Origin of the sequence: Dokdonia pacifica, assembly GCF_900188275.1 — a bacterium.
GTDB classification, from domain to species: Bacteria; Bacteroidota; Bacteroidia; order Flavobacteriales; family Flavobacteriaceae; genus Dokdonia; species Dokdonia pacifica.
Map to the genome: position 1 here is coordinate 1,463,957 of NZ_FZNY01000001.1, position 25,207 is coordinate 1,489,163.

The window sequence follows — 25,207 nt, forward strand, 5'->3', positions numbered from 1 at the left end:
GATTATTGTAAAAGTATGAATTCTTAAGAATGTATCATTTATATTGCCTGTTAAAAACACAGTTTAGTGCTTTTATTTTACCAATAATGACTGTAAAATATGTATTTACAGTATGTTATAAATAAAAAACACTAAGAGGTTCTCTTAGTGTTTTTATAAGTTTATGGATTATTTTGTTGTAAATAGTTCCTTTAATTGTGTAACCATCCCACTATTTCCAGTAAGGGTAATTTCACCAATTTTGTCAGCTATTTTTTCAACATATTCCATTTCTTTCAGCTTATAAAGCATTTCATTTTCTTCCATAAGCTTTGCAGTATTTAATAAACTACGTGTACTTGCGGTTTCTTCTCTACGAGTGATGACATTTGCTTGCGCTGTTTTTTGTGCAATGAGCACACGATTCATAATGTCTTTCATTTCTCCAGTAAGAATAATATCACGCACGCCACAATGTAGTACCGTAACTCCTAGCTTTTTTGCAATGTCTTTACTGTCTTCAAAAACAGATTGCGCCAGTGCTTCTTTACTTTCTAGTAATTCATCTAGTGTATAACTTCCTACAAAAGCACGTAATGCAAGTTGTAATGATACATATAGTTGCTTTTCATACTCTTTTGTTTCTAGCAATGCTTTCTCAACATGCGTTACTTTATACTGTGCATAAAAGTTTAAACGTACCGTCGCTTTATCTTTAGTAAGTAACTCTTGACCTGCTATTTCTAGTTGCAATTGACGTAAATCTGCTTTTGCAATTTTAATAGTAGTGTCATTACGCCAAAAACGATACGTACCTCCAGTTAAGGTTTTTACATATTCATCATTTACTAACATGACTGCTTTTTCATGAGCAGCTACTTCAAACACACGAATGTGACTGTGTAAGTCATACTTAGCAAATACAGCTTTGTCTATCTTTTCTGTGATGTAAATCTTCGTAAGATCAGCGCGAGTAAAATCATAGGTTACAAGGCCTTTCCAGAAGACATAACGTCCTGCAGTAAGCGTTTGGCTATATTTTCCATTTTTGTATACAATCACAATCTCGTGATCTAATACATCAATAACATGCCATAAGTCAGTAAGCTCTTTATCTCGTAAAAAGACTTCTAGGTCTAATGCATTTGATGTAAAAGAAAGAGAGGTGTTGTATATGTTTACGCTTTCGCGAAAGCGTACCCAGTGTGCACCCTCTGTAAGGACACGTTTGTAATCTCCATTTTTGAAGACTAAGCCGACTTTACCGGCATTAATACGTACTTTTCTCATTTTTTAAATGCCCTAATAGGGTCTTTCATTTTAATTAAACATTGGTTTTGGGCATATCGCCCGAATAAAACTTCTATGACCGGTATACATAGAAGTTATATTTTATTAGTAAAACACTATTATGAAAAGTCTGAAGGGCAAATTCAGAATAGTTAGTTGAACTAGATGCTATCTAAAAGGTGTAATTTTCGTCAAACTGAACTTGTTTCAGTTTCTCATTACACGAGTAACGAATTTGATAAGATTCTGAAATGAATTCAGAATGACGTATTCAGTTACTTTTTAATAGTTTCTTCATATATTATTTTTCATTTCGCTAGTGCTATTGTTTCTGGCATAGCTTTCGCGAAAGCGTAATTCTTTTAAAAAACAATACAAGAACTATCATCCTTTATGAACGGAATAAGAGATTTTATAGACTAGCCTACTATTGGTTTTTTAGAGATTGTAAACGAGAAAGAAAAGTATAGAAACAGTTCTTTGCCGAAAACAGGTACTATAAAAAAGCAACAATTTTGTAGCATCTAAAATCAATGATTCAAAGTGCATACAAGATTTGTTGTGATCTCCCTAAAGAGATAAACAACCGATAACCCTTGCATTGTTTATAATTTATACAGATTAACAGTCTGTTGATCAGTTTTAAAAGATGATCAGCTTGATGGTGGAGATGTAACGTATCTCCTAACGTCAAAAAAGTGTAGTGCTCTACCGCTGAGCTACAGACCCTTATTTTTCTGTATGATTGCGGGTCTGATAGGATTCGAACCTATGACAGCTACGTCTCGTTTTTGCCAGAGCCTAAACCTGGTGCGTTTACCAATTCCGCCATCCTGAAAGCAGGAGTGGGACTCGAACCCACATAACGATGTGTTGATTTTTGGATAATCAAAAACCTCTATGTCAAGTTGGATATGCAGCCATCATACAAAAAATGTAATACCGCATACAATAGTGCTATACAGAAACACCCAACAAGACTTGCATAGTGTGAAACAGATACGAGTCGAACGTATATCTTCAGGGCTTCAACCTGACGCTTATACCGCATAAGCTACTGTTTCAGTATTGCACGCCCACAAGGATTTGAACCTCAACCCTAAGTTTTGGAGACTTAGATGCTACCGTTACACCATAAGCGTGTGTCATATTTGAGATATGTACTCTCAATATATAGTGAAACAGATACGAGTCGAACGTATATCTTCAGAGCTTCAATCTGACGCTTATACCACATAAGCTACTGTTTCAAGTGTACATCAAGAATATTGATGTACGTGTCTCCCGAGAATCGAACTTCAGACTTGTAGGATTTACCTACCGTGCTAGCCATTACACTACAGACACATATGTATACTTACATATAGTAAGTGTTGGATACAGAGTGTGATAATGAAGTTTACGTATCGTAAACAATATTCTTAGTAGCTTAAAAATGTGCACTACTAAGCTGACCACCACCATCAGACCACACTCTTTTTTAGTATGAATTTTATTCATACTTAATCATTTTATTTTAAAATCCCGCCATACGCCATGTTATGACGGGATACCCCTTTTTGAATACCTCATTGATTCCAAAAGATGAGGTCACTCAATCATTAATCACAGTGCAAATGTGAAAAGCTATTGCGCAGTCTTTTTGCGTAGTAATTAAAAAATATTTTTTTCCTAAAAAAGAATGGTTTTCTGTTTTGAGCAGGTGTTTTTTATACTCCTTTTCCAGAGGGGTTTTACGGCTTTTCCATAGAAATAAGGGGTATTGTGTTTTTTAAGGAAATTCTTGTCAATAGTTCCTTGAGTTTTTTATAACTTAACTAATAACTAACTTATTTTTAACACCTTATACTAATCAAAAATGAAGAAAATTACACTTTTTATTTTATGCCTTTTTGGTGCGTTTACAGTTTACGCCCAAGACGGATCAATGTCACCTACCTCATATGGTCAAGCAGAATATATGAGAGAGATACCAGCACTATCTTCTATGGATAATATCATAGCTGCTGCTGGATTTGAACATGTAGCTCCTCCTAAACGCAGAGGATCCAATACATTTATTCCAGGAAAAGGACTTCCTGCAGGACCAGATCCTTTACTTCAAAAACAAGGAGAAGTACAAGCTATTCAAGGAAGAGCTCCTGTGGCTTCTTTTGGTGCTCATCAAGGAACTGTATTAAATGATCCAACGGGAGCAATAGGCCCAAATCATTATGTATATGCTTTTAACTCTGGTTTTGGAATCTTAGATCGCTCAGGAAATGTATTGCTTCCTGAAGCATCTTTAGGAACTATATTTCCAGGAGAGACATTAGGAGATCCTGTTGTAGTATATGATCGTTATGCAGATCGTTTTATTATTATGCAATTTAGTAATACACCTAATGGTTTCTTAATAGCAGTAGGACAAGGGCCAGATCCAGTAAATGATGGTTGGTTTACATACCGTTTTAATACAGGATCATTTCCAGATTATGAAAAATTATCTATCTGGAGTGATGGCTATTATATCACTGCAAATAAGGATCAAGGTTCTATTACAACAAGTGAGGTTGTATTTGCTGTAGAGAGAGATGAAATGTTAGTAGGAAATCCAAATGCTCAATTAATAGGATTTCCATTACCAGGAGCATCAAATAATGGATTTTATAGCCCAGGAGGATTTAATGCTACAGGACCTACATTACCACCAGTAGGCGTACCGCATCCTATTGTATATATGCAAGATGATAGTTGGAGTGGTGTTTCTCAAGATCATTTAAAGGTCTGGGATATTAGTGTTAATTGGAACAACCCAACGAGCTCTTCGATTTCAAGTCCGCAACAAATTAATACCGCATCTTTTGACGCTGTGTTTAATGGAGGGTCGTTTAATAACCTCGATGAACCAGGAAGTGGTCCTAATATTGATGCTATTCAAGCAACGATGATGTACATGACTAATTATAGACGTTTTGGAACTCATAATTCTGCGGTCATGAACTTTGTAGTTGATGTAAGTGGAAATGATACTAGAGCAGGAATACGTTGGTATGAATTACGCCAAACAGGAGATAATCAACCATGGACTATTTATCAAGAAGGTACTTACTCACAGCCTAGTTATAGTGTGTTCTGTGGAAGTATAGGAATGGACTTCCAAGGAAATATAGGATTGGGATATACCATTGTAAGTAATTCTATATTTACGTCATTACGATATACAGGGCGATTAGCATCAGATCCATTAGGAACCATGACAGTTGCTGAGCAAAATATTGTAGACGGAAATGCACAAACAAATAGACCAGATGGACGTTATGGAGATTATTCACAACTTACGATAGATCCAACAGATGATTTAACGTTCTGGCATATTGGAGAATATATGAATGGAAGTGCAGCAACTGTTAGAAAGAGTCATGTGGCTGCTTTCCAAATTGGTTCGGCGGTACCAGATTCAGACCCTCCATCTACACCTACAAGTTTAGCTGCTTCAAATACAACAGCAACAAGTACTGATTTATCATGGAATGCTTCTACAGATAATATTGGAGTGACTGGATATGATGTGTATCAAGATGGAGTTGTGGTAGGAACCGCGTCTGGAACTAGCTTTACAGTAACAGGATTAAGCCCAACAACAACCTATAGTTTCTTTGTGATTGCAAAAGATGCTGCAGGAAATCAATCAGGACAAAGTAATTCAGTAAGTGTAACCACAGGAGCGATTACTGCGTGTACAGGTGGAATTTCTTCATTCCCATATTCAGAAAGTTTTGAAAGCTCGCTGGGAGATTGGACACAAGCAACAGGAGATGATTTAAACTGGACGCGCGATTCTGGAGGAACACCTTCTAATAATACAGGACCTTCTAGTGGTGCTGATGGTGCATTTTATATTTATGTAGAAGCTTCTGGAAATGGAACAGGATTCCCAAATAAGCAAGCGATCATCAATTCTCCATGTTATGATTTGAGTAATGAAACAGAAGCAACCTTCTCATTCCAATACCATATGTTTGGATCTAGTGATGCAGGTAGCATAGCATTAGAAGCTAGTAATGATAATGGACTTTCATGGACGGCTATCTGGAGTCAAACAGGAAATCAAGGAAATCAATGGAATACGGTAAGTCTAAACCTAGCGGCTTATGTTGGAAGTGGTGTTCAGTTACGTTTCAATAGAGTTACAGGAGGAACATGGCAAGCAGATGTTGCGATAGATGATATAGCTCTTACTACTTCAGGAGGAGGACCAGGAACAGGATGTTCTGGAGGTATCACTGCATTCCCATATGCAGAAAGTTTTGAAAGCTCGCTAGGTGCTTGGTCACAAGCTACAGGAGATGATTTGAACTGGACGCGTGATTCTGGAGGAACGCCTTCTAATAATACAGGGCCTTCTACTGGAGCAGATGGTGCATTTTATGTATATGTAGAAGCTTCTGGAAATGGTACAGGTTTCCCAAATAAGCAAGCGATTTTAAATTCTCCATGTTTTGATTTGAATAGTGCTTCACAAGCAACTTTCTCATTCCAATACCACATGTTTGGATCTACAGATGCAGGAAGTATAGATCTTGAAGCTAGTAATGATGATGGAAATACATGGACCTCTATTTGGAATCAAACGGGTAACCAAGGAAACCAATGGAATACGGTAACTCTTGACCTTGCCGCATATGTAGGTGGAGGGCTTCAGTTACGATTTAATAGAGTTACAGGAGGGACATGGCAAGCAGATGTTGCCATAGATGATATCTCTCTTACTACAGATGGAGGGCCAGGTAATGATTGTGCCGCTGGTGATTTAACACTTACCATCAATCTTGATAACTATCCAGAAGAAACTGCTTGGACATTAACATCCGGAGGAGCAACAGTAGCTAGTAATAGTTATTCTACTGCAAATCCAGATGGATCTACAGTGGTTGAAAATATTAATGGATTAAGTTCTGGAGATTATACTTTTACGATTACTGATTCTTTTGGTGATGGTATTTGTTGCGGATTTGGTAATGGATCTTATACGCTAGAAAGTTCTGAAGGCGTGATTGCTTCTGGAGGTGATTTTGGAGCTTCTGATGTGACTGCTTTTTGTGTAGACGATACAAAGTCTCAAGCATTAAGAACACAAACACTCGCTAGAGAAGATAATAATCTGTTTAGAATATTCCCTAATCCAGCTGAAAGAATACTTAATATTGATGTACAAGACAAAACAATAGACAATATCAAAGTATTCTCTATGCTAGGAATGCTCGTAAGTGAAATAAATGATTCAGATATTCGAAGTATTGATGTGTCTAATTATAAATCAGGAACCTATTTTGTTAGGATTACTTCTGGTGATATTACTATCACAAGAAGATTCATAAAGAAATAACCAACGTTATTTTTAGTATAAGATGCCTCCCTATTGGGAGGCATTTTTTATGCTAAAAAAATAAGGGTGTTTTCGGGATTCGAACCCTGTTATCTAGATTCACAGTCTAGCACTTTACCACATAAGTTAAAAACACCATATTGCACTCATAACAATGAATTTTTGATATTCTAATAGAGTTTAAATCATGTTAAGAACTTTTAAATATTTAGTTATTTTTATTGAAGTGCTAATCTTCTCAAAAACTTATCTTACAGGCTAATAGTAGAATAAAATATAATTTAAATTATGAGATTAGAACATCTTTATTCTTTACGTAGTAACTTTATGGTGATTGGTTTAACTGGTCGTACAGGATCTGGTTGTTCAACAATTGCAAAACTTCTTTCCGGACCATATTCTGACTTGAAAGAAGAAGGTTTAAGAGAATTTAGTTCGGAAGAAGATTTAAATTCAACTTTTTCTAGAAAATATAGCATCATTAATAATTTTATGGAAACTGGTAAAAATTGGATTCCATTTAATGTTATTAGTTATAAAGATGTCCTCCTTCTTTATTTGATAAAAAGATATGGAACAAAAAACTTTGGATTGTGGCGAATCCTCAAAGAATATTATAGAGAATCTAATAAAGAAGATAATACCAATATTATTCGAAAAACATTTGAGGAGTTAAAACAAATAGAATTTAGACATAAAGTTATTATAGAGGATATAAAATCATTAAAAGAATTTACTGAGATTAAGTCTTCAGATGATTTAGTAAAATTAAATAATGTTTTTTTTGACCAACCTTTTAGAGAGTTAAGTGATGAGGTGTTTAATATTCTTCAAGTTAATGGATATTACAGAAGAGCGTATTTACTTCATAATATTTCTTGTAATATAAGACAATCAGGAAACCCTAGAGGTGGAATAAAAAAAAATATTTCAAATCTCTTTGAGATTGCTAGTATAATAAATCGAATTATAAAAGCTAAAAAACATATTAATAATAGTGCTCCAACAAGAATAGTAATCGATTCGTTGCGTAATTCACTAGAAATAATGTTTTTTAAAGAACGTTATTCAGGGTTTTACATGTTATCAACTAAGGATGTACTTGGCAATTCAAGAGATAGAATTGAAACAAGATTACCCAAATCTATAGGTGATAAGTCTAAGCGCGAGGGTATAGTGCAAAAAATATTAAGTTTAGATAACACTGAGTATAAGACAAAAGATTTCTCAAAAGGTATTTTTTCTTCACCAGACGTTGAAAATTGCATTCAAAAAAGTGATTATCATATTTTAAATCTTAAAAAAGAGAATGTTGATAAATACCTAGATATCTACAGTCCACCATATGGTAAATTGAATTTTTTAACTCGCGAAGAACAATTACTTAAATTAATTGCTTTAATATCCCAGCCTGGAATTATAACCCCTAGTTCTGTAGAAAGATCAATGCAAGTTGCTAATTCTGCAAAACTCAACTCAGGATGTATCTCAAGAAATGTAGGGGCAACAATTACTGATTCTTCATTCCATGTTAAGTCAATTGGATGGAATGATGTGGCAAAGGGCCATACACCTTGTAATCTTAGAAATGTTGAGGATATAATTTCCCCAATATCAAAAGATTTGTTAGATAACTCTCAACATTATAGTCCTTTTGAAAAAGGAGAAGTTTCAGATAATTCTTCTTATAAATACAAGAATGAAAATCCAGGGAATTTTAAAGATGCACTTACTGATTATTTTAAAAACTCTTTAGATTCCAAGAAAAATGATTTAAATGGGAAACCTTGCGCTTTTTGCTTTAAAACTGTGCATAATCATTATGAAGGAGAAGCTAATCAAGTGCATACAAGATCATTACATGCGGAAGAGAATGCAATGCTTCAAATTACTAAACTAGGAGGACAAGGTGTCGAGAACGGAATCCTTTTCACTACCGCGAGTCCTTGTGAATTGTGTTCTAAAAAAGCATATCAACTAGGAATAAATACAATTTATTTTATAGATCCTTATCCAGGTATTTCGAATGATCAAATTCTTAGGGGAGGAAGAAATGAGACACAACCGAAAATGATACCTTTTTCAGGAGCGATTGGTTTAGCTTATCATAAATGTTATGATGCTTTTATGTCATATAAGGACGAGGTTACTATGACCTTAGAAATGGAGGTAGATAACAAAATTGGAATTCAATTTAAAGAACTATTAAAGTCTATTAAAAAGAAAGATAACCAAATAAGTGATTTATTAAGCAAAACACTTGATTTTACAGATGATGACGTAGTTGCTTTATTATCAAAAGCTTTAAAAGGAGATAAAGGTAAAAGTTAGAATACTAAACAAAAGATTATAAATAATTTGATTAAAGAGATCACAAAAATATTTCCAGCAAAAATAACTTCTGAAATATCAGGATATAATAATTTAATAAATTTTTATCGTCAACTTGAATTTCTGGAAAATAGTAATGTAATATTAGATTTACGAAATACATATTGGTTTGAAGCAAATCTTTGTGCAGCTCTTGGTGCTATGATTGAATTTTTAAAGAAGCGTAATAACTCAGTCCAAATTGTAAATATTAGAGCTCCTAAGGACATTTTGGCAAGGAATGGTTTTCTTAAATCTTATGGTTATGAACGTCCAAAATTTACACACAATACAGAGATTGAGTATAGAACATTTAAGGAACATCAAGGAAAAAATTTTTCCAATTATGTAGATAATGAAGTTTTAAATAATGAAGATTTCCCTAAAGTCTCTCCGTTATTAAATAAAAAAATAAATCAAAGTATCTGTGAACTATTCGAGAATGCAAGAACACACGGTCTATGTGAAAATATGCATACTTGTGGACAATACTTTCCAACTAAATCCACAATGGATTTTACAATTGTTGATTTAGGACAAACTATTAAAACTAATGTTAATAATTTTTTGAATGAATCTTTAAATGGAGCTGATTGTATAGAGTGGGCAATGAAAGAAAATAATACGACTAAAACAGGTAATGTTAGTGGTGGTTTAGGGTTAGCTTTGATTTTTGATTTTATAGAGAAAAATAAGGGGAAAATCCAAATAGTTTCGTCAGATGGTTATTGGGAATTTAGAAAAGGAAAAATAAAAAAGGAAACTTTAGATTCTTCATTTCCTGGTACTATTGCTAATCTTGAGTTTAATTTTTCGGACACAAAATCTTATATGTTAAAAGAAGAGGTAGATATCGACAATATTTTTTAATTTTGCGTAACTTAAGAAAATGGATTCAATAATAGTTTTTAATATTATACACGGTAATTTTGCTGTAACAACTGATGATGGTAATAACATCTTTGCTATGGTTGATGAGTATCTTGAAAAAAAGGAGAAGGTTATATTAGACTTTAAAGGTATATCTATAGTAACAACTGCTTTCCTTAATGCTGCCATTGGACAATTATACCATAAATTTAGTTCCGAAGATATAAGTCCATACCTTATACTTAATAATGTTGATGATGAGGATTTAATCCTTTTCAAAAAAGTGACTAACAGAGCTAAACAATATTTTGCACAGAAAGAAAGTTGAAAATCTATTATTATAATTTACCTTCTTTTCCATATAAGATGTTTGAAAACATTTATAATTAGAACATATAATTTTTAGGGTGTTTTCGGGATTCGAACCCTGTTATCTAGATTCACAGTCTAGCACTTTACCACATAAGTTAAAAACACCATGTTGTACTCATAAGAAGTACATTTTATAGATAACCTGATAGGATTCGAACCTATACCGCCAGAGTCAAAGTCTAGTATGCTGCCGTTACATCACAGGTTAATATGATACCTAAGAATAGGTGTGATTTTGCAGATCTAAAAGGAGTTGAACCCTTACCCCAAGGTTCGTAGCCTTGTGTGCTATCCATTACACCATAGATCTAAATGGTACGCCACGTTACATAGAGATCAAGAAACTAGAAGGTAACCTATACCCATATATTCTATGTGAGATTCGTAGCGTACTTCCCAACTAAAGTTTGTTAGGCTAATGAACGTATGTGGTATAACGCTTTTATATGCTTTCGAGAAATCGAACTTGTAAGATTCACGACCTTAGGGAGAGCGAAGCGTTAAAGCGTACTCAGAAAGAATCACATACGATTATTATTTTAATAAAAACGATTTGAGAATACTGTCGTTTTGAATATGCTTTCCAAGGATTATAGCAATGCTTTCCCTTGTTTTCCACGCTTTTCCTCTTCGCATTGAGGAAGCACGTACATACCCGATGCCTGATTACAATGTAACTGTTCGGCAACTTAGACTAGGCTTGCATAGCGGTTCTATGTCCGCACTTTGCAACTACAGGGGTTGGCTCCCCCACCATTAACAAGCGTCTCCCTTACGAGCGGCTTGCGAGAATGTTTACCACATACTAAAGGCTTGCGGCCTCTAATATCCCATATATTGCAATGGGTTTAGGCAACTACTAACTGTTACAACGCCTGAAGTCTTTTGCGTTTGATTGTTGCAGATTGAACTGCTGTCCTGTAGATTAAATATCTACTGCTCTACCAGCTGAGCTAAAAAACATGGAATGTTTTTCTGGGACTCGAACCCAGGTATACAAGTTGACCTTAGGAGAAGGGCTTCAGAGATGGCTTCATGGATTTTGGCCCACAAAATACCAACCTTCTCCTTGCAAGCTTCTCAGCTCACCGTATTTTTAAATCACCGGGCAGTTTCCTGCTGGGTAACCTATCGTACTGCTACCAGCACCGCACTAATGGATAGTTAATACGTTACCAAATAGCTACAACTTTTCCTATTGATGTCTCCATCTCAAGCCTATTTTTAAGTTGGCTATATCTCCCTAAATCTTCTCAGCGGTTACCCCTGAATCTTCATAGAAATATGTTTGTTGCTTGCTTACGTGTACTCTTTTCTTTACAGAGAAAAGTCTCCATATGCTGTGCCAGCATACAGATTTATCCTTGTTACCAAGTTTATCTAAGGACTATAAGCAGCCCTCACCTTATCAAAATGTGATAAGGGTATTGTGCTCCACCTTGGATTCGAACCAAGAAATCGCAGGTTTTAAGCCTGATGCCTTTTCCGTTTGGCCAGAGGAGCATTATATAGTACAGAAAGAGAGATTCCCTTTGACTTCGCTCAGGATAAACTTCTCATCTCTCTGTTTAATTTATATAGCATTGCTATTAAAAACAGCTATAAATAGTACAGGAAGAGAGATTCGAACTCTCAAAAGCTTGATTCTAAATCAAGAGCGTCTACCGTTCCGCCATTCCTGCAATTTGTTGTATTCCGTAGGGGAATCGAACCCCTAATTCCACATAGAAAGTGTGGCGTCTTCACCATTTGACCAACGGAACAATAAGTTGGAGTATCAGGATTCGAACCTGAGACCTCTACCATGTAAGGGTAGCACTCTACCACTGAGTTATACTCCAGTATAAATTGTTGGGGCATTAGGACTCGAACCTAAAACCTCTGGTTAATGAGACCAGCACGCTAGCCAATTGCGTCATACCCCAAGTTTATAGTAAATGCATTATTATAATATGTAACATAAAGCACTCGTCTGAACCTTCTACCATATAGGGGTAGCGCTCAGACGTAAGTGTGCTCTTGTTGTTATATAATTGTTGAGGTATTGGGACTCGAACCCAAAACCCCCGCGGCATCAGCACGGTGCGCTAACCAATTGCGCCATACCTCATTGAAAATCAAATTCAAGAATACTTTATTTGATTCTTTTGTCTAAGAGGCAGGATTCGAACCTGCAACCTCCCGCATCCAAAGCGGGTAAACAGCCATTGTTATTCTCCTAGATATTACAGTATATATCCATACTGTTTTTGATATCTAGGGATTATGTATTGCGATCATAATCCCTAGATGAAAGCCCTTTCTAGACTCTATTTGTTTTGCAGTTCCGATGGGATTCCCTTCGATTTCGCTCAGGATAAACTTCTCATCCCGCATGCTGCTTTGCAGTACCGATGGGATTCGAACCCACAACCTTCCGAGAGACAGTCGGGTGCACTAGCCGTTGTGCTACGATACTATAAATACCTACTAAGATTCGAACTTAGACTTAGGGATTAGAAATCCTTTGTGCTTCCGTTACACCATAGGTATGTGTTGATCTACCAATAAGATCATTATCACTGTTGAGCAGTTACTGAGATTCGAACTCAGACCTAAAGAGTGGAAGTCTATTATGCTGCCATTAACACCATAACTGCTTATTGTGGAAGTAGTAGGACTCGAACCTACATGCTCTTGCGAGACCTGATTTACAGTCAGGCGAGCCAGCCAATTGCTCAATACTTCCGAGTAGTAGAGACAAGGATGAGATTGCCGCGCTTTTTCATAAATCACAAAATGGATTTCTACAGTATTCAAACAAGTTTGATACTGTTTCAATCATTGAGACAAGGATGAGATTCGAACTCATAAATAACGGGTTTGCAATCCGTTGCCTTCGCCATTCAGCCACCTTGTCTTTTGCGATACTGATAGGATTTGAACCTATACTTTGAGAGTTAACAGCTCCCAGCTCTACCAGTTAAGCTACAGTATCAAAATGCGGAGAACAAAGGGATCGAACCTTCACTGCTGTAACGCAGACTCGATTAGCAGTCGAGCGCAACAAGCCAATATTTGCCTATTCTCCATAGCGGAAGGAGTGGGAGTCGAACCCACACGAGTCGTTAGCTCCTAACTGTTTTCAAAACAGCGACCACCGCCCATTGGCTTGCCCTTCCATAAACTCATATTTTACTATAGAATACGAGTTAAAGTAGACATGATGAGATTTGAACTCATAACCTCCCGGTTAAAAGCCGGGTACTCTGCCAGTTGAGTTACATGTCAATGTATATATTTATTAGTTCATAAAAGTGTATTCTAGATATATGATTTATAGAGATTCTTCTGCGTTCGCTTTCGCGAAAGCGTAATAAACCATAAATCAATAGTTCATAATTATACATTAGTACTTTATGAAGTAACTCATATATGTTGGTTTTTCAATATGTCAATGATCGTAGTGCATAAAAAAAGACGCCTTTTCTGGGCGCCTTTTTTATAGTATAAGAAATCGATATATGCCTATATGCGTTTCTGTTTTTGTTCTATAAAAAAGACGTATATGTCCGAGTCAATGTATAAGCCGAGCACTCTTTGTTCAAAGCGACTCCCTAAATGAAATCTAAAACTCGGTATCCTATTATTTGCTTTCATGTATTACGTTTTTATCTCTATTTAGAAACAACATTAGATTGTTTCTGATTGCGATGCAAAGATCGAATTATTTTTTAATTCTCCAAATAAAAAATCAATTTATTTTATTGATAATCAGATAGTTATATCTAATTTTAAACATAGGAATCCTTGTCCGTCTTATGACAGATATTGGATTTTTATGCAGTAGACTGTCTCTCTGTTGCTTAGCTTCCAAATGGTTTTTCTATTATGTGATTATGCTTTTTTCAATAGATGAACTATTTTTTTAATTTTTTTTTCTGTTTTTGTTTTATTCATAGGGTTTTTAAACATTTTTGGCATAAAAAAAGCGCCCAATTTCTCGGACGCTTGCTTTATATATGTTTGATTTTTCTTAGTTATACTATCATTGTGTAAAATCTTTAGAATACATACAAGCGTCCTTATCCATAACAATAAATTCATTTATCCCACGGTAATCGCACCACTGGCTTAACAGTGATTTCGGTGCTGTATGTTGTATTCTTCGTATCATTTACGGCACAAATATGTTATATTTTTTTGGTTTCTGAAAAATATAGATCTAATTTTTTATTGAAAAGATTGAGAAAATTTCTAAATACTTAATGTTTTACCCTCTTTTATATATTCTTTTTTGATTCCTTCTAGAAGGATATCATATGTGATTATAGTAGTACTTTTTGCAATTGTTTTTAAGCATGCATATTGTATAATGTTTACAATATTAGAGCCTGTGATAGCAAATTTCCTAGAGATACTCTCTAATGAAATACTTTCTTCGAGAGATACTCCCTTAGGCAAATTATTTTCCCATAATTGTAAACGTTCTTTATGAGTAGGAGTTTCAAATTCTATTATAGATTGAAATCTACGTGTAAAAGCGGTATCAATATTATTTTTAAAATTAGAAGCAAGAATGACAAGACCTGGATGCGCCTCTATACGCTGTAATAAATAGGACACTTCTTGATTTGCATATTTATCATGTGCGTCTCTCACATTCGTTCGTTTTCCAAAAATGGCATCGGCTTCATCAAAAAATAAAATCCAATCTTTGTGAATAGCTCTATCAAATAAACTAGAGAGATTTTTTTCTGTTTCTCCAATATATTTTGAGACTACCATTGATAAATCTATTCTGTAAACATCCTTTTCTGTATATTTTCCAAGTAAACCAGCGGTTAATGTTTTTCCAGTACCAGGAGGTCCGTAAAACATAACACGATAACCCGGTTTTATTTTACTTTTCATATTCCAGTCATTTAATAAAATATCATTGTACTGTAGCCAAGTCTCGATTTCTTGAACTTCGTTTAAGGTTTTGTCATTTAATACAAGATCATCCCAAGATAATTCTGTAGTTATTAAACTAGCAGGGAAGTCTTGACTTAGTGTTGGCTTTATCTCTAAACCAATAGTCAGTTTTGTAAGGGCTTCCTCATTTATTAATAGCTTGCCACTTAAAGAGGGTTCTCCTTTTGGAACTTGTTCTATATAAAGGGTTTTATTCTGAAGTAATCTGTTTGAAGTTTTTAAAGATGTGATGACTTCTAGGCGCATATTAATGGCGCTTCCTGATAATATATACACTACAGTCTCTGCAGTAGGTAATATGCCCCTATGATTTTTTCCTTTTATACCTCCAAATTCTGGAAACTCTCCTCCATTAGGTAAAAAGTCAGATATAATACTACTTAAAAATTTAGGAGAAATATGAGGAATGATTGCTAAACATAGGCATATGATTTCTTCAAAAGAAAGGTTTTCGTCTTTTATGTATTGTCCAAGTATAGAGGTGTTATTTTCTATATTTAATACTGGAATAGGAAGCTCTTCATTCATTAATTCTAAAGAGAGTCTATAGTTAATATACTCTTTTAAAAAACTAAAAATAGGTGCCACATAAGTGTTAGTCGTATTGTCAATTTCAAGATCTATCATTGTTTGTTGTATTGATAGTTAATGTGCTTTTTTAGAGCCATTTACTTCATTAATTACCTTATTTATATATTCATTACTATCTAGCATACGTTTCATGTATTTATAACTACTTTCTCCCATATGTCTAGATAAGGTGGGTTCGTAATATTGCCATTTATCAAAAAAGCCTATAGTATCAGTACCTGTCATAGTAAGAATCTTCTCATTATGTTTTGATAAGAGAGTATCTAATTGTTGTTTTTTACTTTTATCATATGTGCCAGATATGTGTTTTTCGATATCCTTTACCGTAATTTTATGAGGTAAATAAATAGGGTAGTAGGCTACTTTACCTTGTAAAGATGTTGTAGTTGTATGTGGAGATTTCCCCCAATTTGTAAAGAAATCACTTAAGTACTTAGGTATTTTATTATAGTTTAAAGCAGTAGTTAGATTTACAACAATATTGTCTTTTTCTGATTCATCAATAGATCGCACATCAAACCCGCCTTCTATAAATTCATCCATTAAGTGATCTAAGTATAAAGTTTTGCTATTTATAATATCAATAAAGACTACTTTTTTATTACTGAATAAGGAGTCTTTAGTTTGATTTCTTAGATAATTGAAAACATCTAGATTGCCCAGTAAGCCACTATTATCTATAACTCCAGCATCCATATAATGTCCGTAACCTTTAATTTTTGCCGCAGGACTTAACCCAGGAAATCTATTTGTCATAGATACGGCCTGGTAGTAGGGAAGTGTTTTATCTTTATTCTTATATAAATCGGCTAAGTTATCGGCATTTGAAAATATAGCGTCAAATGATAGACTATCTTTAACAGACCATAAAATTCCTCTATTAGCTCTTACTCCAGCAGTATTCATAATAAGGGATGGAAAATACCCTTTTGCACCATTCTTTTCATTTTTAAAAGCATCAGCCCAATATTGTCTATAGGCAATATCACTCAATATTTTTCTATCAGGGGTTTCTTCTATAAAGTTTTGGTATTTAATCATAGAATAATAAGATCTATCTTGTAATCCTAAACCATTGGTAAGTGGCCAAAGTTTTCTATAAAGGTCAAGTCCTAAAGTAAATGTCAGATCTGCCGATGCATAATCCTCTCTAGAAATCGCATCTATTTTTTTCCTTAATAAAGTATCATCGGTACCATAATGTGCGTATAATCCTGTATAAATGGCAAGCCCTAAAGAACCACCAGAAGCTCCAGATAATGAGATGGTTTGATTTAAAAAGTCATGATTTGTTTCTTCTTGAATTTTCTGTAAAACATTAATCGTCCATGCATTGGCTTTAAGACCTCCTCCATATGAAGAAACAAAAAAGACACGATCTTCTTTGATCTCTTTTACTGCTTTTATAAAAGTAGCTTCATCAATTACCTTCGAAGCACTAGTAACATTAGCAACGGTTTCTATTTCATGTGTTTTTTGTTCTGCAAAAAAGAAGGATACAAAAGCAAGTACTGCAAGAAGGGTAATGCCTAAAAAAGTTAATTTATAAGTTCTTGTATCGCAGTATTTTATTTTCTTTCCAGAACGCGATTTAACTTTCAAGGGGCTATTTGCTACAAATAAATATTTTCCCACATTAGCTATGATCCAATAATATGCAAATAAATAAACGAGTAAAATAGGGATTACATTATTTCCTAGTTCACCTCCCAATAAAGCCATCATACTCCAATAAGTAATTAATAGCATCGCAATTACAAACACAAAGACAAATGTCTGTAAGTACCGCAATGGATTTTCAAAAAACGTAAGCGCTTTAATAAAGATTCGGAGCTTATTTTTAGGATCTAAACTATCATACACATCTGATGTTTTAGATCGTACTAATCTAAAAAAGACATAACAAAACATCATACAATAAGTACATAACATCACCAGTATAAATCCATACCTGCTAAATATTGTGTCACTAATAAGTATATAGGTAAGGAGTATTACTGAGAGTAGTGTTGCCAGAAAGTAATAACGTGTTATTCGGGTATATAATGCGGTCTTATTAACGATTTTATCTTTGACTATTCTATATTTAATAATCGAATAAATGATAATAGGAAACATGAAAAACACCCCAATGATCCAAGCAATTGCTTGTAATGATAAACCTAACTGATCATTAAAAAGTAGGTTGGGACGTACACTTTTGTATATAAAAATGACCCAAACCGCATATATGACAATACCAATACAATAACGTAATACATTGGCAGTAACACTCATCTTATAATCCTTGGTGTCTAAACGGTAGATAAAGTATGGATAGGAGAAATTAAACTTTTTGAAAATGCTAAATTTTATCCTTTTATCTTCCCATGTAATAGCATCTTTACTTTTATTAAATCCTTGTGAGTAGTAGGTGTAGATAGGATAGTGTGATAATGTAACAGCTAGTGCATTTACAAAAAAGAAGCATAAGAATAAAGATGACTTATCTTCTTCTAGCATGTATACCATCATCGTATAGGCTTGATCCATTTTGAATAAGATCAATAATATAAGCCCTAAAACTAGTAAGCTTAGAAATGAAGATTTTGTAAAGTCTTTGGTAGCGCTTCGTAATCCTCTAATTAATGATACCAATTTCTTTGTCATTTGTATATTTTTTACAGTTTGTAAATTTGTTAAAATACTCACTATGAATATATTAATTTTTATTTATACGCTTTACCGTTTCACTTTCCCTTTGGTCATGAATCTCACAAAGTTCGCTTTCGCGAAAGCGTATACCACCTTCTCTTTTTTTAAATCATACTAAAGGTTCTATTGAGAAAACATCGATGTTTGATTTTTTAAAATTCCGAGTGCGCTTCATGGCTGCGATTCCATTTCTAGAGCCCTCATGATTAGTATTCCCTTCAATAGTTTCTATAGTGGTACCGTCAATATCTGTGATAATTCCTGTATGTGTCCAATCTAGTCTTGATTTTTTGATTAAAAAGATATCCCCAGGTTTGATGAGAGATGGATCTTGATTTAGGGTGCGATTACGGTGTAAAATTCCTTTTTCAAGTCCCGTATTTCCTAAAATATCACAGCTTACGGTTTGTGGCATTAAGGTGGTGAAATTTTTACCCTGTGCCGAGGCAGCTTGATCAACAATCATTTGTACAAAACCCATGCACCAAAACCACATAGACCCATCATGACCATCCATATAACTACGTACCCAAGGACCACTATTAGATTGCCCTTTTATAATGAGTTCTCTAGGGTGTGATTTCACATGATTTTCAGCTACTTCTAGTACTAAGTTTCTAAGATTTGAGCTTTGCAAGGGTGTTTCAAAGGCTTCTCTCATAGGAGCGCAAAGCTTATCAAATAATGCTTGGGTCACCATGCCAGATGGCATAATATCATTTGCTTTTTGATAATTTTTTACGGCACGTTCTGTTGCAGGGCCATAATCCCCATCGATGCCTGTTGCTGTACCAGCATTAGGATGGCCAATGGCATAGAGGGATAACCATGATTGTATTTTACGTACATCCGCTCTGTTATTAGACCCGTTTCTTTTTTGTGTTCCCTTTATAACTAATTCTTTTTTGTAATCTGTTTTTTTCATGGTGTGTTGGTTTTAATGATTATTTATCAATTCGTAATGATTCGTATAGCTCTTTAAATTCTTCATACTTAAAATCAGGAAAAATTTTAGGCATGTTTTCTTTAAAACTATCAACATTAGGTTGGTGTTTTCCTGTTGAAATTTCTACAAGTGCATTTTGCCACCATCCAAAACCTCTAGATATACTTAGCAGTTTTAAATATCCTTCAAAATCAATATGAAGAGGGCTTACAGAACTGTCAGAGTGAACTAGATAAAGCCCTTTTTTATCTTCCCTTTCTACATAAAAACCTACAAAACCATCGCTATCATAAAATAGGTCTAGTGGTCTAAATCCTTTCATGTCTGGCGCCCAATCATTACCTCCTAAATCATCATCCCATGAATTACTCATTACTCGTTCAAATGTTATGAAGTCAAAGGTCCCTTCTGCCTTAAAATTTAATTCAGATTTAGTTTTCCAATGAGATTTCCAAAACTTATTACAGTTATAAAAAGCAATGATGTTTTGATCTAAAACTATTTTTTCTTGCGTATCATTAATTTGACTTTCGGCTCTGCCGTAATTACTGTCAATGTCTAGAATTTTTTCTTTTGCTCTAATTATAGGAACAATTGAATCGTAAATATCAAAAAACCAGTTTTCAATTTCTTCTTTTGTTTTCATTATAAATTTATTCTATCAATTAATGTTTGTTTTCTTACTCTTCCTCCACTTCCAGAAATTACTTTTAATAGTTCACTATGTAATGTATCATGGTCAGTAATAGAGAGTCTTGGATTTTCCCTAACAGTCAAGAGGGCATTAACAGTTGGTTCGGTTAATCCAGCAATTAAAAAGTCTTCTCTCGATGCATTACGGTATGATACAGGATAGCTTAATACTCTCTCATTAGTAACTCTATAATCTTCAGGGCGATCTCCAATAGGGTTTGGAATGTCTGGAGTGCTAATATTATATCTTCCAGAAGATTTTTCTACCCAACTTCCATTTACATCTTCAAGTTCAACAGATTGGGCTCTAAGAGATATAGGAACATATCTTTCAGCTCTTATAATTTCTATAATAGTATCTCTATTAGCTTCCACATATTCATTTTCTGATGCTTCTACTTGGGCAATTAATGAGGTGTTTATCCCTCTAGTATAACTTACTGTTACTACATATCTAAAAGCCTTAAACTCAGGATTACCTTCTGAAGGTAGCGCTTCTTTTAGAGGAGCTTCTATTTGATGTAAATGTCTTGAATTTCCAGAGGAACTTAATGGGGTTAAGTTTTTCCAATCATCAGGTCCGTGTAAATTAGCATTTAAAAGATGCCCATTTCTATAATATTTTTGACCTCCAGTATTTTTTCTTTGCATGAGTATCTGATTCTCTTGGAAAGGTAAGTTACTAGATTCTGCACCTGTTGTTTTGCTTTTTAAATATGTGATACTCATAGAACTTCCAAAGCTTCCTATTCTACTACCCCAAGTTATATTATGTTCAGGAATATCACTTACGGGAGCAGCGTCCATAAATGAAATTGTCACACGACCTAACTCATCTAGCTTTTGGTCAACTTGAGTCCTATCTTCTTCTGAGACTTCTTCATCGGCAGTAATACTTGTTACTATTCTATCTACCTCTCTAGCTTTTGCTAAAGCGGCATCTTTTGCTGCAACCATATCATCGTCAGGGTCTTCAATTCTATTAAAATGTAACATGATAAAATCCTCAAAAACAGTTGGAGTGCTTTCTATAATGATATCATATCCACCATTACTATTTTCTCTTATATATAATGTATGATCTTCACCAGATGCTGTATCAATCTCTTCGTCAATACCTGTAAATTCTCCACTATTTCTTTCTTCTGCTTCTTCAGGTTCTGCTTCTGTCTCATCACCTCCTCCCAATCCAAGAGCATTTAAAAAGGCTGTTCCTGCGGCTAATGCTCTATCTATTAACCAATCAATCCCTTCATTAATCATGGCTCGAGTATTCTCGATCATTTCAGCAATTTTCTCACTGATATCTCCTAAGCCTAATTGTTTTGCTAAGAAGGATATCGCTACAGGAATACCATCGGCAAGAGCCGTCTCTAAGAAGTTAGCGGCAGATTGTATATTTCCTCTTGCTATGTCTGCAATACCCGCTACAAATGAATTGACAATCTCTAGAATTTCGCGTAGTTTTTCTATAAAAGAAGAAATCGCATTAAAAGCAGTTTGTACTCCTCTAATTACAGGCATGATTCCAGTAACATCTAAGAATGATAGTAACCATCCCATGGCTTGTTGGATGACTCTTTCTTGAATGAATCCCATAATGCCTTCTTTGATGACATTCCATAAATTGCTTATTTGATCTTGAATATATTCCCAAATAGCAATGGGGCCTCGTTCTATCACATCTCGCACAAAGGCCCATACACCTGTAAGTGTATCAAGTACTGTTCGTATTTGTGCAACTCTCTCAGGTCCAATTCTAATGGCTAGACGTTCTAAAATATTATCTAATGTGATGCCTAATACATCCATGGCCATGCCTAGTAAGGATCGGATACTTAAATCAGAAGGTATTTCAACGCCAGCATCTGCGAGTGTACCGAATAGCCAATTTTGCAATCCGCTTAATAAGTGGGTGCCTATATTATTAAGGAATTGGATAAATCCATTTTTAAGCGCATCCATTAAATGCATCAGGAAGGCCACAGGATCATTCTTGATATCTTCAAAAGCAGACATGGCATTTGCTATTATATTAGCAATCATATCTGGTGGAATTCCCATGATTTCTAATATCAATTCGATAAGTACTTTAACAACCTTAACTATAAATGTGAATAATTTGATGATGGGTTCTCCAAACTGTGCTGTGATACGTTCAAATGCTGGTAGCGGATCTACTAAATCGTCTATAGTAAATGAATTCCACAGATCAGTAAATAATTGGATAATCGTCTCTGCCGACATCCCTAATTGAGCAATTAAGGCTTCTATTTGTCCAGCAGCTCTTGGAATTACTCCAGACTCTCTTAATTCCTGATATTTTGCTTCCCCACCAGGAACTAATCCCATAAAACCTCTAATGATATTTTGAATAGATCTCTGAACTACTTCACCAGTAAGCGGATTTCTTTGGATAATAACGGTAAGAAGTGTAAATCCAGGAATTTCTGCAGCTACGGTACTTAACCAACCTAATAAGGCATCCTTTATAAGCTTCAATACTTCTATAGCGATAGTACTCGCAAACTCCCATAATCCTTCAAGGAATTCACCCGCTTGTGTTGCTAGACTACTAAGACTATCTAGAATATTAGGTAAATTCTCTGGTTGAATAGCATCCCATGCGGCATCAATTAAACTAGTAAGTTGTCCTAATAAAGAAGAGAAAGCTCCCATTTGAGTGTCTAACCAATCTGCAGTTTCTTGCAAGGTGCCTCGTTCTCTCATCTGCTCTAATTCGGTTTCTTTTCCTATGAGCATAAGGAAGTCTTCTAATATCTCTACTGTTTCAGCACTTACTTCTTCATCACGTAAAGGGTCATAATGAATTACTTTTTTAAGAAGTGACCATGCTTGATTTTCTTCTAGATAAGGTTCGGCTACATCAATAAGTGCTTCTTTGATCCAAGTAAGTAATTGTTCTGTAAGAGAAGACACAAATCGAATTACTCTATTTAATAATGTATCGAATTTGCGTGTTAAAATATCAAGGGCATTGGTGTATGGAAATTCTAATTCATTCCATGCTTCTCCTATTAAATCTAATAACGCTGTAGAGGTCAGTCCTAGTTCGCTGAGTTGTCCACGCACCCAATCAAAAGCTCTTTCTAGAATACCATATTCTTGAAGTTTATCAAAAATAGCAGGTCCAGCTACAGGGATGAGTTCTAAGAGACCTTGTACAAGATTAATGGCTGTTCTTTCTACTCTTTGGCTTGTAATTGGGTTGTATTCAATAATGACTGTAAATAATGTATATCCAGGAATTCTTCTAGCGATATCTCTAATTTCATCAACAGCAAGACTTGGTAAATCACTAATAGCAAAACCTTGAATCATTATAGGTGCAGATGATATTTGTAGCGGTTTGCGTTGTACATCGGCAGCACCTTGTTGAACGGTATGAGTTAATTCATGAGCTAATAAATGCTTGCCAGAATCACTCCCTGGGTTGTAATTTCCTTCATTAAAATAAATATCGGAACCATTTGTAAAAGCTTGAGCTCCTAGTTGCTGATTCATTTGTACAGCAGTACTATCATTATGCACACGAACTCCACTAAAATCTGCTCCAAAACCAGATTCCATTTCGTTTCTAGTATCGTTATCAAGAGGGCTTCCGCCTCCTTTTGTACTTTGTAATGTGTTTTCTACAGAAGGACTTACTGTGCTATCTTCTCCAGATGTTTGTTTTTGTAATGTCTGTACTTCTTCTTCCTCTTTTTCTTGAACTTCTTCCTCTTCCTTTTTCTGAAGATCTTCACTAGACATTTGTTGCACAATTGGAAGAGGAGGGGTGATTTCTTGAGACATTTCCTTAGACTGAGTTGTATTTTCTATCGATGATTCTTGGATTTGCTCCGTATCTGTCATCGTTTGAATTTCTTCTTCCTTTGTCTTTTGAATAGGAGTAGTTTCTTTAAGTTGTACTCCTGGAATTATAGTATCTACAACAGGCTGTTGTTGTATGTCTGTCTCTTGAGTTTCTTGTTTTTGAACTTCTTCTTCTGCGTTTTTTTGAATAGAAGGAGCAGGAGGGAAGAAAGGTGTAGTTGTGTCATTACTTTTTGCTACAATCTGATCGGCAGCTTTATCGGCTTCTACTTCATATTTGTCTCCGGGTTTTCCAACATCTAGTTTTGGCTGGATAAAAGTAGTACTTGATCCAGAGTTGAATAAACTTGGATTTCGAGATGGTGTACTATTTTTAGTTGCAGCGGCAAACATGGCTCTATTGCTTTATGTTGAAATTTAGGGGGAGTTTTCAATGTTTAAATGCTTGTTTGTTTACTTTTTATTTAAAATATCTAAGAATTCTTTAGATAAAATGACTTTATACGGGAATGAACCTAAAAATGATAATGCTTGATTTTCTGTTATTTGATCTTTGACTTCCTGATGCTCAAAATCAAATAATACAATGATTACATTACATGTGTGTATTTTTTTTTTATTAGCTACTTCTATAACTGTATCTGCATAGCTTTCATAATAGGAGCAATCTTTTATAAACTCTGAAAACAAAATGGGTTTTTCTATAAATCGTATGTCTTGAAAATCGTGGTCATACCATCCAGTATTATATACTTGCATGAACTTTGAGAACCCTTCTATATCAGAATTTCCAGTATTATATTTTTCTTCCATCCAATCATCACGGAATTGCTCATAAGTAATGTCACTTATGGTTCCGGCCCAAATAGATAATATTCCTTTTTTTTCTCCCATTGTTTATACTAAAAGTGATTCCCATTTTTGAACTAATTTTTCGTCGTAATCAAAATCATCAGGATCAAATTTGTATAGCATTTCATCAAAAAGATTTAATCCTTTCTTTTTAACCCAATGTTCTAAAAAACTTTTAAAAAGGGAAAAAGAATCTTCTATGAGAAATTCATCAGGCGCTAATGAGTCCCAGTCCATCCAAATCTCTACATCTGCAGAAACTCCATCAATAAGTAGTTTCATCCCATCTATAAACTCTTTAAGACTTGGATGTTTTAAAGAAGGATCTTCTTGTGCCCAAAGAAGAAACTCTAGTATTTTTTTATATAAATCTGCTTTTTTCATTATTA

Annotated in this window: 12 protein-coding genes and 23 tRNA genes; 4 read left to right on the forward strand and 31 right to left on the reverse strand. The window is 34.6% G+C overall.

The genetic code is table 11. The features are described from left to right. Positions 1–168 precede the first annotated feature (168 nt). The 5 genes from CHB80_RS06575 to CHB80_RS24545 form a co-directional block, all read right to left on the reverse strand. Positions 169–1,269: a slipin family protein gene (locus CHB80_RS06575; RefSeq protein WP_089370614.1), complete on the reverse strand. Its 1,101-nt coding sequence runs from the start codon at positions 1,267–1,269 to the stop codon at positions 169–171. A 751-nt stretch (positions 1,270–2,020) separates the two neighbouring features. Then, positions 2,021–2,099: transfer RNA gene (locus CHB80_RS24535), tRNA-Leu, on the reverse strand. 161 nt (positions 2,100–2,260) lie between these two features. Beyond that, positions 2,261–2,333: transfer RNA gene (locus tag CHB80_RS24540), tRNA-Phe, on the reverse strand. 7 nt (positions 2,334–2,340) lie between these two features. After that, a tRNA-Trp gene (locus tag CHB80_RS06580) sits at positions 2,341–2,411 on the reverse strand. A 35-nt stretch (positions 2,412–2,446) separates the two neighbouring features. Next, a tRNA-Phe gene (locus tag CHB80_RS24545) sits at positions 2,447–2,519 on the reverse strand. Positions 2,520–3,127: 608 nt separating this feature from the next. On the opposite strand from CHB80_RS24545, the gene CHB80_RS06585 reads away from it, so the two are divergent. Further along, positions 3,128–6,637, forward strand: coding sequence for a T9SS type A sorting domain-containing protein (locus CHB80_RS06585; RefSeq protein WP_089370615.1), 3,510 nt, complete (start codon positions 3,128–3,130; stop codon positions 6,635–6,637). Positions 6,638–6,702: 65 nt separating this feature from the next. Here the strand turns inward: CHB80_RS06585 and CHB80_RS24550 are convergent. Continuing rightward, a tRNA-His gene (locus CHB80_RS24550) sits at positions 6,703–6,773 on the reverse strand. A 152-nt stretch (positions 6,774–6,925) separates the two neighbouring features. Between CHB80_RS24550 and CHB80_RS24940 the strand changes: the two genes are divergently transcribed. Genes CHB80_RS24940 through CHB80_RS06600 form a run of 3 tightly spaced genes read left to right on the forward strand, consistent with a single transcriptional unit; the run spans position 6,926 to position 10,205 of the window. Beyond that, entirely contained in the window at positions 6,926–8,968 is a 2,043-nt protein-coding gene (locus CHB80_RS24940) for a cytidine/deoxycytidylate deaminase family protein (protein ID WP_089370616.1), read from the forward strand. Positions 8,969–8,995: 27 nt separating this feature from the next. Continuing rightward, positions 8,996–9,877: a hypothetical protein gene (locus tag CHB80_RS06595; protein WP_089370617.1), complete on the forward strand. Its 882-nt coding sequence runs from the start codon at positions 8,996–8,998 to the stop codon at positions 9,875–9,877. Positions 9,878–9,896: 19 nt separating this feature from the next. Next, positions 9,897–10,205: an STAS-like domain-containing protein gene (locus CHB80_RS06600; RefSeq protein WP_089370618.1), complete on the forward strand. Its 309-nt coding sequence runs from the start codon at positions 9,897–9,899 to the stop codon at positions 10,203–10,205. 78 nt (positions 10,206–10,283) lie between these two features. On the opposite strand, the gene CHB80_RS24555 is transcribed toward CHB80_RS06600, so the two are convergent. The 25 genes from CHB80_RS24555 to CHB80_RS06725 form a co-directional block, all read right to left on the reverse strand. Continuing rightward, positions 10,284–10,354 (reverse strand) — tRNA-His (locus CHB80_RS24555). 32 nt (positions 10,355–10,386) lie between these two features. Beyond that, positions 10,387–10,457: transfer RNA gene (locus CHB80_RS06605), tRNA-Gln, on the reverse strand. A gap of 30 nt (positions 10,458–10,487) precedes the next feature. Continuing rightward, positions 10,488–10,559: transfer RNA gene (locus CHB80_RS06610), tRNA-Arg, on the reverse strand. A 1,120-nt stretch (positions 10,560–11,679) separates the two neighbouring features. Continuing rightward, positions 11,680–11,752 (reverse strand) — tRNA-Leu (locus tag CHB80_RS06620). A gap of 106 nt (positions 11,753–11,858) precedes the next feature. After that, positions 11,859–11,931 (reverse strand) — tRNA-Leu (locus tag CHB80_RS06625). Between the two features lie 9 nt (positions 11,932–11,940). Further along, a tRNA-Glu gene (locus CHB80_RS06630) sits at positions 11,941–12,012 on the reverse strand. Between the two features lie 6 nt (positions 12,013–12,018). Continuing rightward, positions 12,019–12,090: transfer RNA gene (locus tag CHB80_RS06635), tRNA-Val, on the reverse strand. A 10-nt stretch (positions 12,091–12,100) separates the two neighbouring features. Beyond that, positions 12,101–12,174, reverse strand: a tRNA-Met gene (locus tag CHB80_RS06640). A gap of 111 nt (positions 12,175–12,285) precedes the next feature. Then, positions 12,286–12,359 (reverse strand) — tRNA-Ile (locus tag CHB80_RS06645). Between the two features lie 40 nt (positions 12,360–12,399). Continuing rightward, positions 12,400–12,471, reverse strand: a tRNA-Pro gene (locus CHB80_RS06650). A 163-nt stretch (positions 12,472–12,634) separates the two neighbouring features. Beyond that, positions 12,635–12,707 (reverse strand) — tRNA-Asp (locus CHB80_RS06655). A gap of 109 nt (positions 12,708–12,816) precedes the next feature. Beyond that, positions 12,817–12,888: transfer RNA gene (locus CHB80_RS06665), tRNA-Gly, on the reverse strand. 6 nt (positions 12,889–12,894) lie between these two features. Further along, a tRNA-Tyr gene (locus CHB80_RS06670) sits at positions 12,895–12,977 on the reverse strand. Positions 12,978–13,075: 98 nt separating this feature from the next. Next, a tRNA-Cys gene (locus tag CHB80_RS06675) sits at positions 13,076–13,148 on the reverse strand. A 5-nt stretch (positions 13,149–13,153) separates the two neighbouring features. Next, a tRNA-Asn gene (locus CHB80_RS06680) sits at positions 13,154–13,226 on the reverse strand. A 6-nt stretch (positions 13,227–13,232) separates the two neighbouring features. Next, positions 13,233–13,319, reverse strand: a tRNA-Ser gene (locus tag CHB80_RS24560). Between the two features lie 4 nt (positions 13,320–13,323). Beyond that, positions 13,324–13,410: transfer RNA gene (locus CHB80_RS24565), tRNA-Ser, on the reverse strand. 36 nt (positions 13,411–13,446) lie between these two features. Next, positions 13,447–13,518 (reverse strand) — tRNA-Lys (locus tag CHB80_RS06685). A 967-nt stretch (positions 13,519–14,485) separates the two neighbouring features. Continuing rightward, complete coding sequence (locus tag CHB80_RS06695) at positions 14,486–15,832, reverse strand: ATP-binding protein (RefSeq protein ID WP_229746907.1); 1,347 nt, start codon at positions 15,830–15,832, stop codon at positions 14,486–14,488. 18 nt (positions 15,833–15,850) lie between these two features. Continuing rightward, positions 15,851–18,445: a patatin-like phospholipase family protein gene (locus tag CHB80_RS06700; protein ID WP_089370620.1), complete on the reverse strand. Its 2,595-nt coding sequence runs from the start codon at positions 18,443–18,445 to the stop codon at positions 15,851–15,853. A 154-nt stretch (positions 18,446–18,599) separates the two neighbouring features. Further along, positions 18,600–19,415: a peptidoglycan-binding protein gene (locus CHB80_RS06705; protein WP_089370621.1), complete on the reverse strand. Its 816-nt coding sequence runs from the start codon at positions 19,413–19,415 to the stop codon at positions 18,600–18,602. A gap of 19 nt (positions 19,416–19,434) precedes the next feature. Continuing rightward, positions 19,435–20,082, reverse strand: coding sequence for a hypothetical protein (locus CHB80_RS06710; RefSeq protein ID WP_089370622.1), 648 nt, complete (start codon positions 20,080–20,082; stop codon positions 19,435–19,437). Continuing rightward, entirely contained in the window at positions 20,082–24,359 is a 4,278-nt protein-coding gene (locus tag CHB80_RS06715; RefSeq protein WP_089370623.1) for an eCIS core domain-containing protein, read from the reverse strand. The genes CHB80_RS06710 and CHB80_RS06715 overlap by 1 nt, the downstream gene beginning before the upstream one ends. A gap of 60 nt (positions 24,360–24,419) precedes the next feature. Further along, positions 24,420–24,860: an immunity 22 family protein gene (locus CHB80_RS06720; protein ID WP_089370624.1), complete on the reverse strand. Its 441-nt coding sequence runs from the start codon at positions 24,858–24,860 to the stop codon at positions 24,420–24,422. A gap of 3 nt (positions 24,861–24,863) precedes the next feature. After that, on the reverse strand, positions 24,864–25,202 hold the full coding sequence (locus CHB80_RS06725; protein ID WP_089370625.1) for a hypothetical protein: 339 nt from the start codon (positions 25,200–25,202) through the stop codon (positions 24,864–24,866). Positions 25,203–25,207: the final 5 nt, after the last annotated feature.

Bases quoted from the DNA above. Each gene is read 5' to 3' on its own strand.
- CHB80_RS06575 (WP_089370614.1), bottom strand. From the start codon at position 1,269: ATGAGAAAAGTACGTATTAATGCCGGTAAAGTCGGCTTAGTCTTCAAA.
- CHB80_RS06585 (WP_089370615.1), top strand. From the start codon at position 3,128: ATGAAGAAAATTACACTTTTTATTTTATGCCTTTTTGGTGCGTTTACA.
- CHB80_RS24940 (WP_089370616.1), top strand. From the start codon at position 6,926: ATGAGATTAGAACATCTTTATTCTTTACGTAGTAACTTTATGGTGATT.
- CHB80_RS06600 (WP_089370618.1), top strand. From the start codon at position 9,897: ATGGATTCAATAATAGTTTTTAATATTATACACGGTAATTTTGCTGTA.
- CHB80_RS06695 (WP_229746907.1), bottom strand. From the start codon at position 15,832: ATGATAGATCTTGAAATTGACAATACGACTAACACTTATGTGGCACCT.
- CHB80_RS06700 (WP_089370620.1), bottom strand. From the start codon at position 18,445: ATGACAAAGAAATTGGTATCATTAATTAGAGGATTACGAAGCGCTACC.
- CHB80_RS06705 (WP_089370621.1), bottom strand. From the start codon at position 19,415: ATGAAAAAAACAGATTACAAAAAAGAATTAGTTATAAAGGGAACACAA.
- CHB80_RS06710 (WP_089370622.1), bottom strand. From the start codon at position 20,082: ATGAAAACAAAAGAAGAAATTGAAAACTGGTTTTTTGATATTTACGAT.
- CHB80_RS06715 (WP_089370623.1), bottom strand. From the start codon at position 24,359: ATGTTTGCCGCTGCAACTAAAAATAGTACACCATCTCGAAATCCAAGT.
- CHB80_RS06720 (WP_089370624.1), bottom strand. From the start codon at position 24,860: ATGGGAGAAAAAAAAGGAATATTATCTATTTGGGCCGGAACCATAAGT.
- CHB80_RS06725 (WP_089370625.1), bottom strand. From the start codon at position 25,202: ATGAAAAAAGCAGATTTATATAAAAAAATACTAGAGTTTCTTCTTTGG.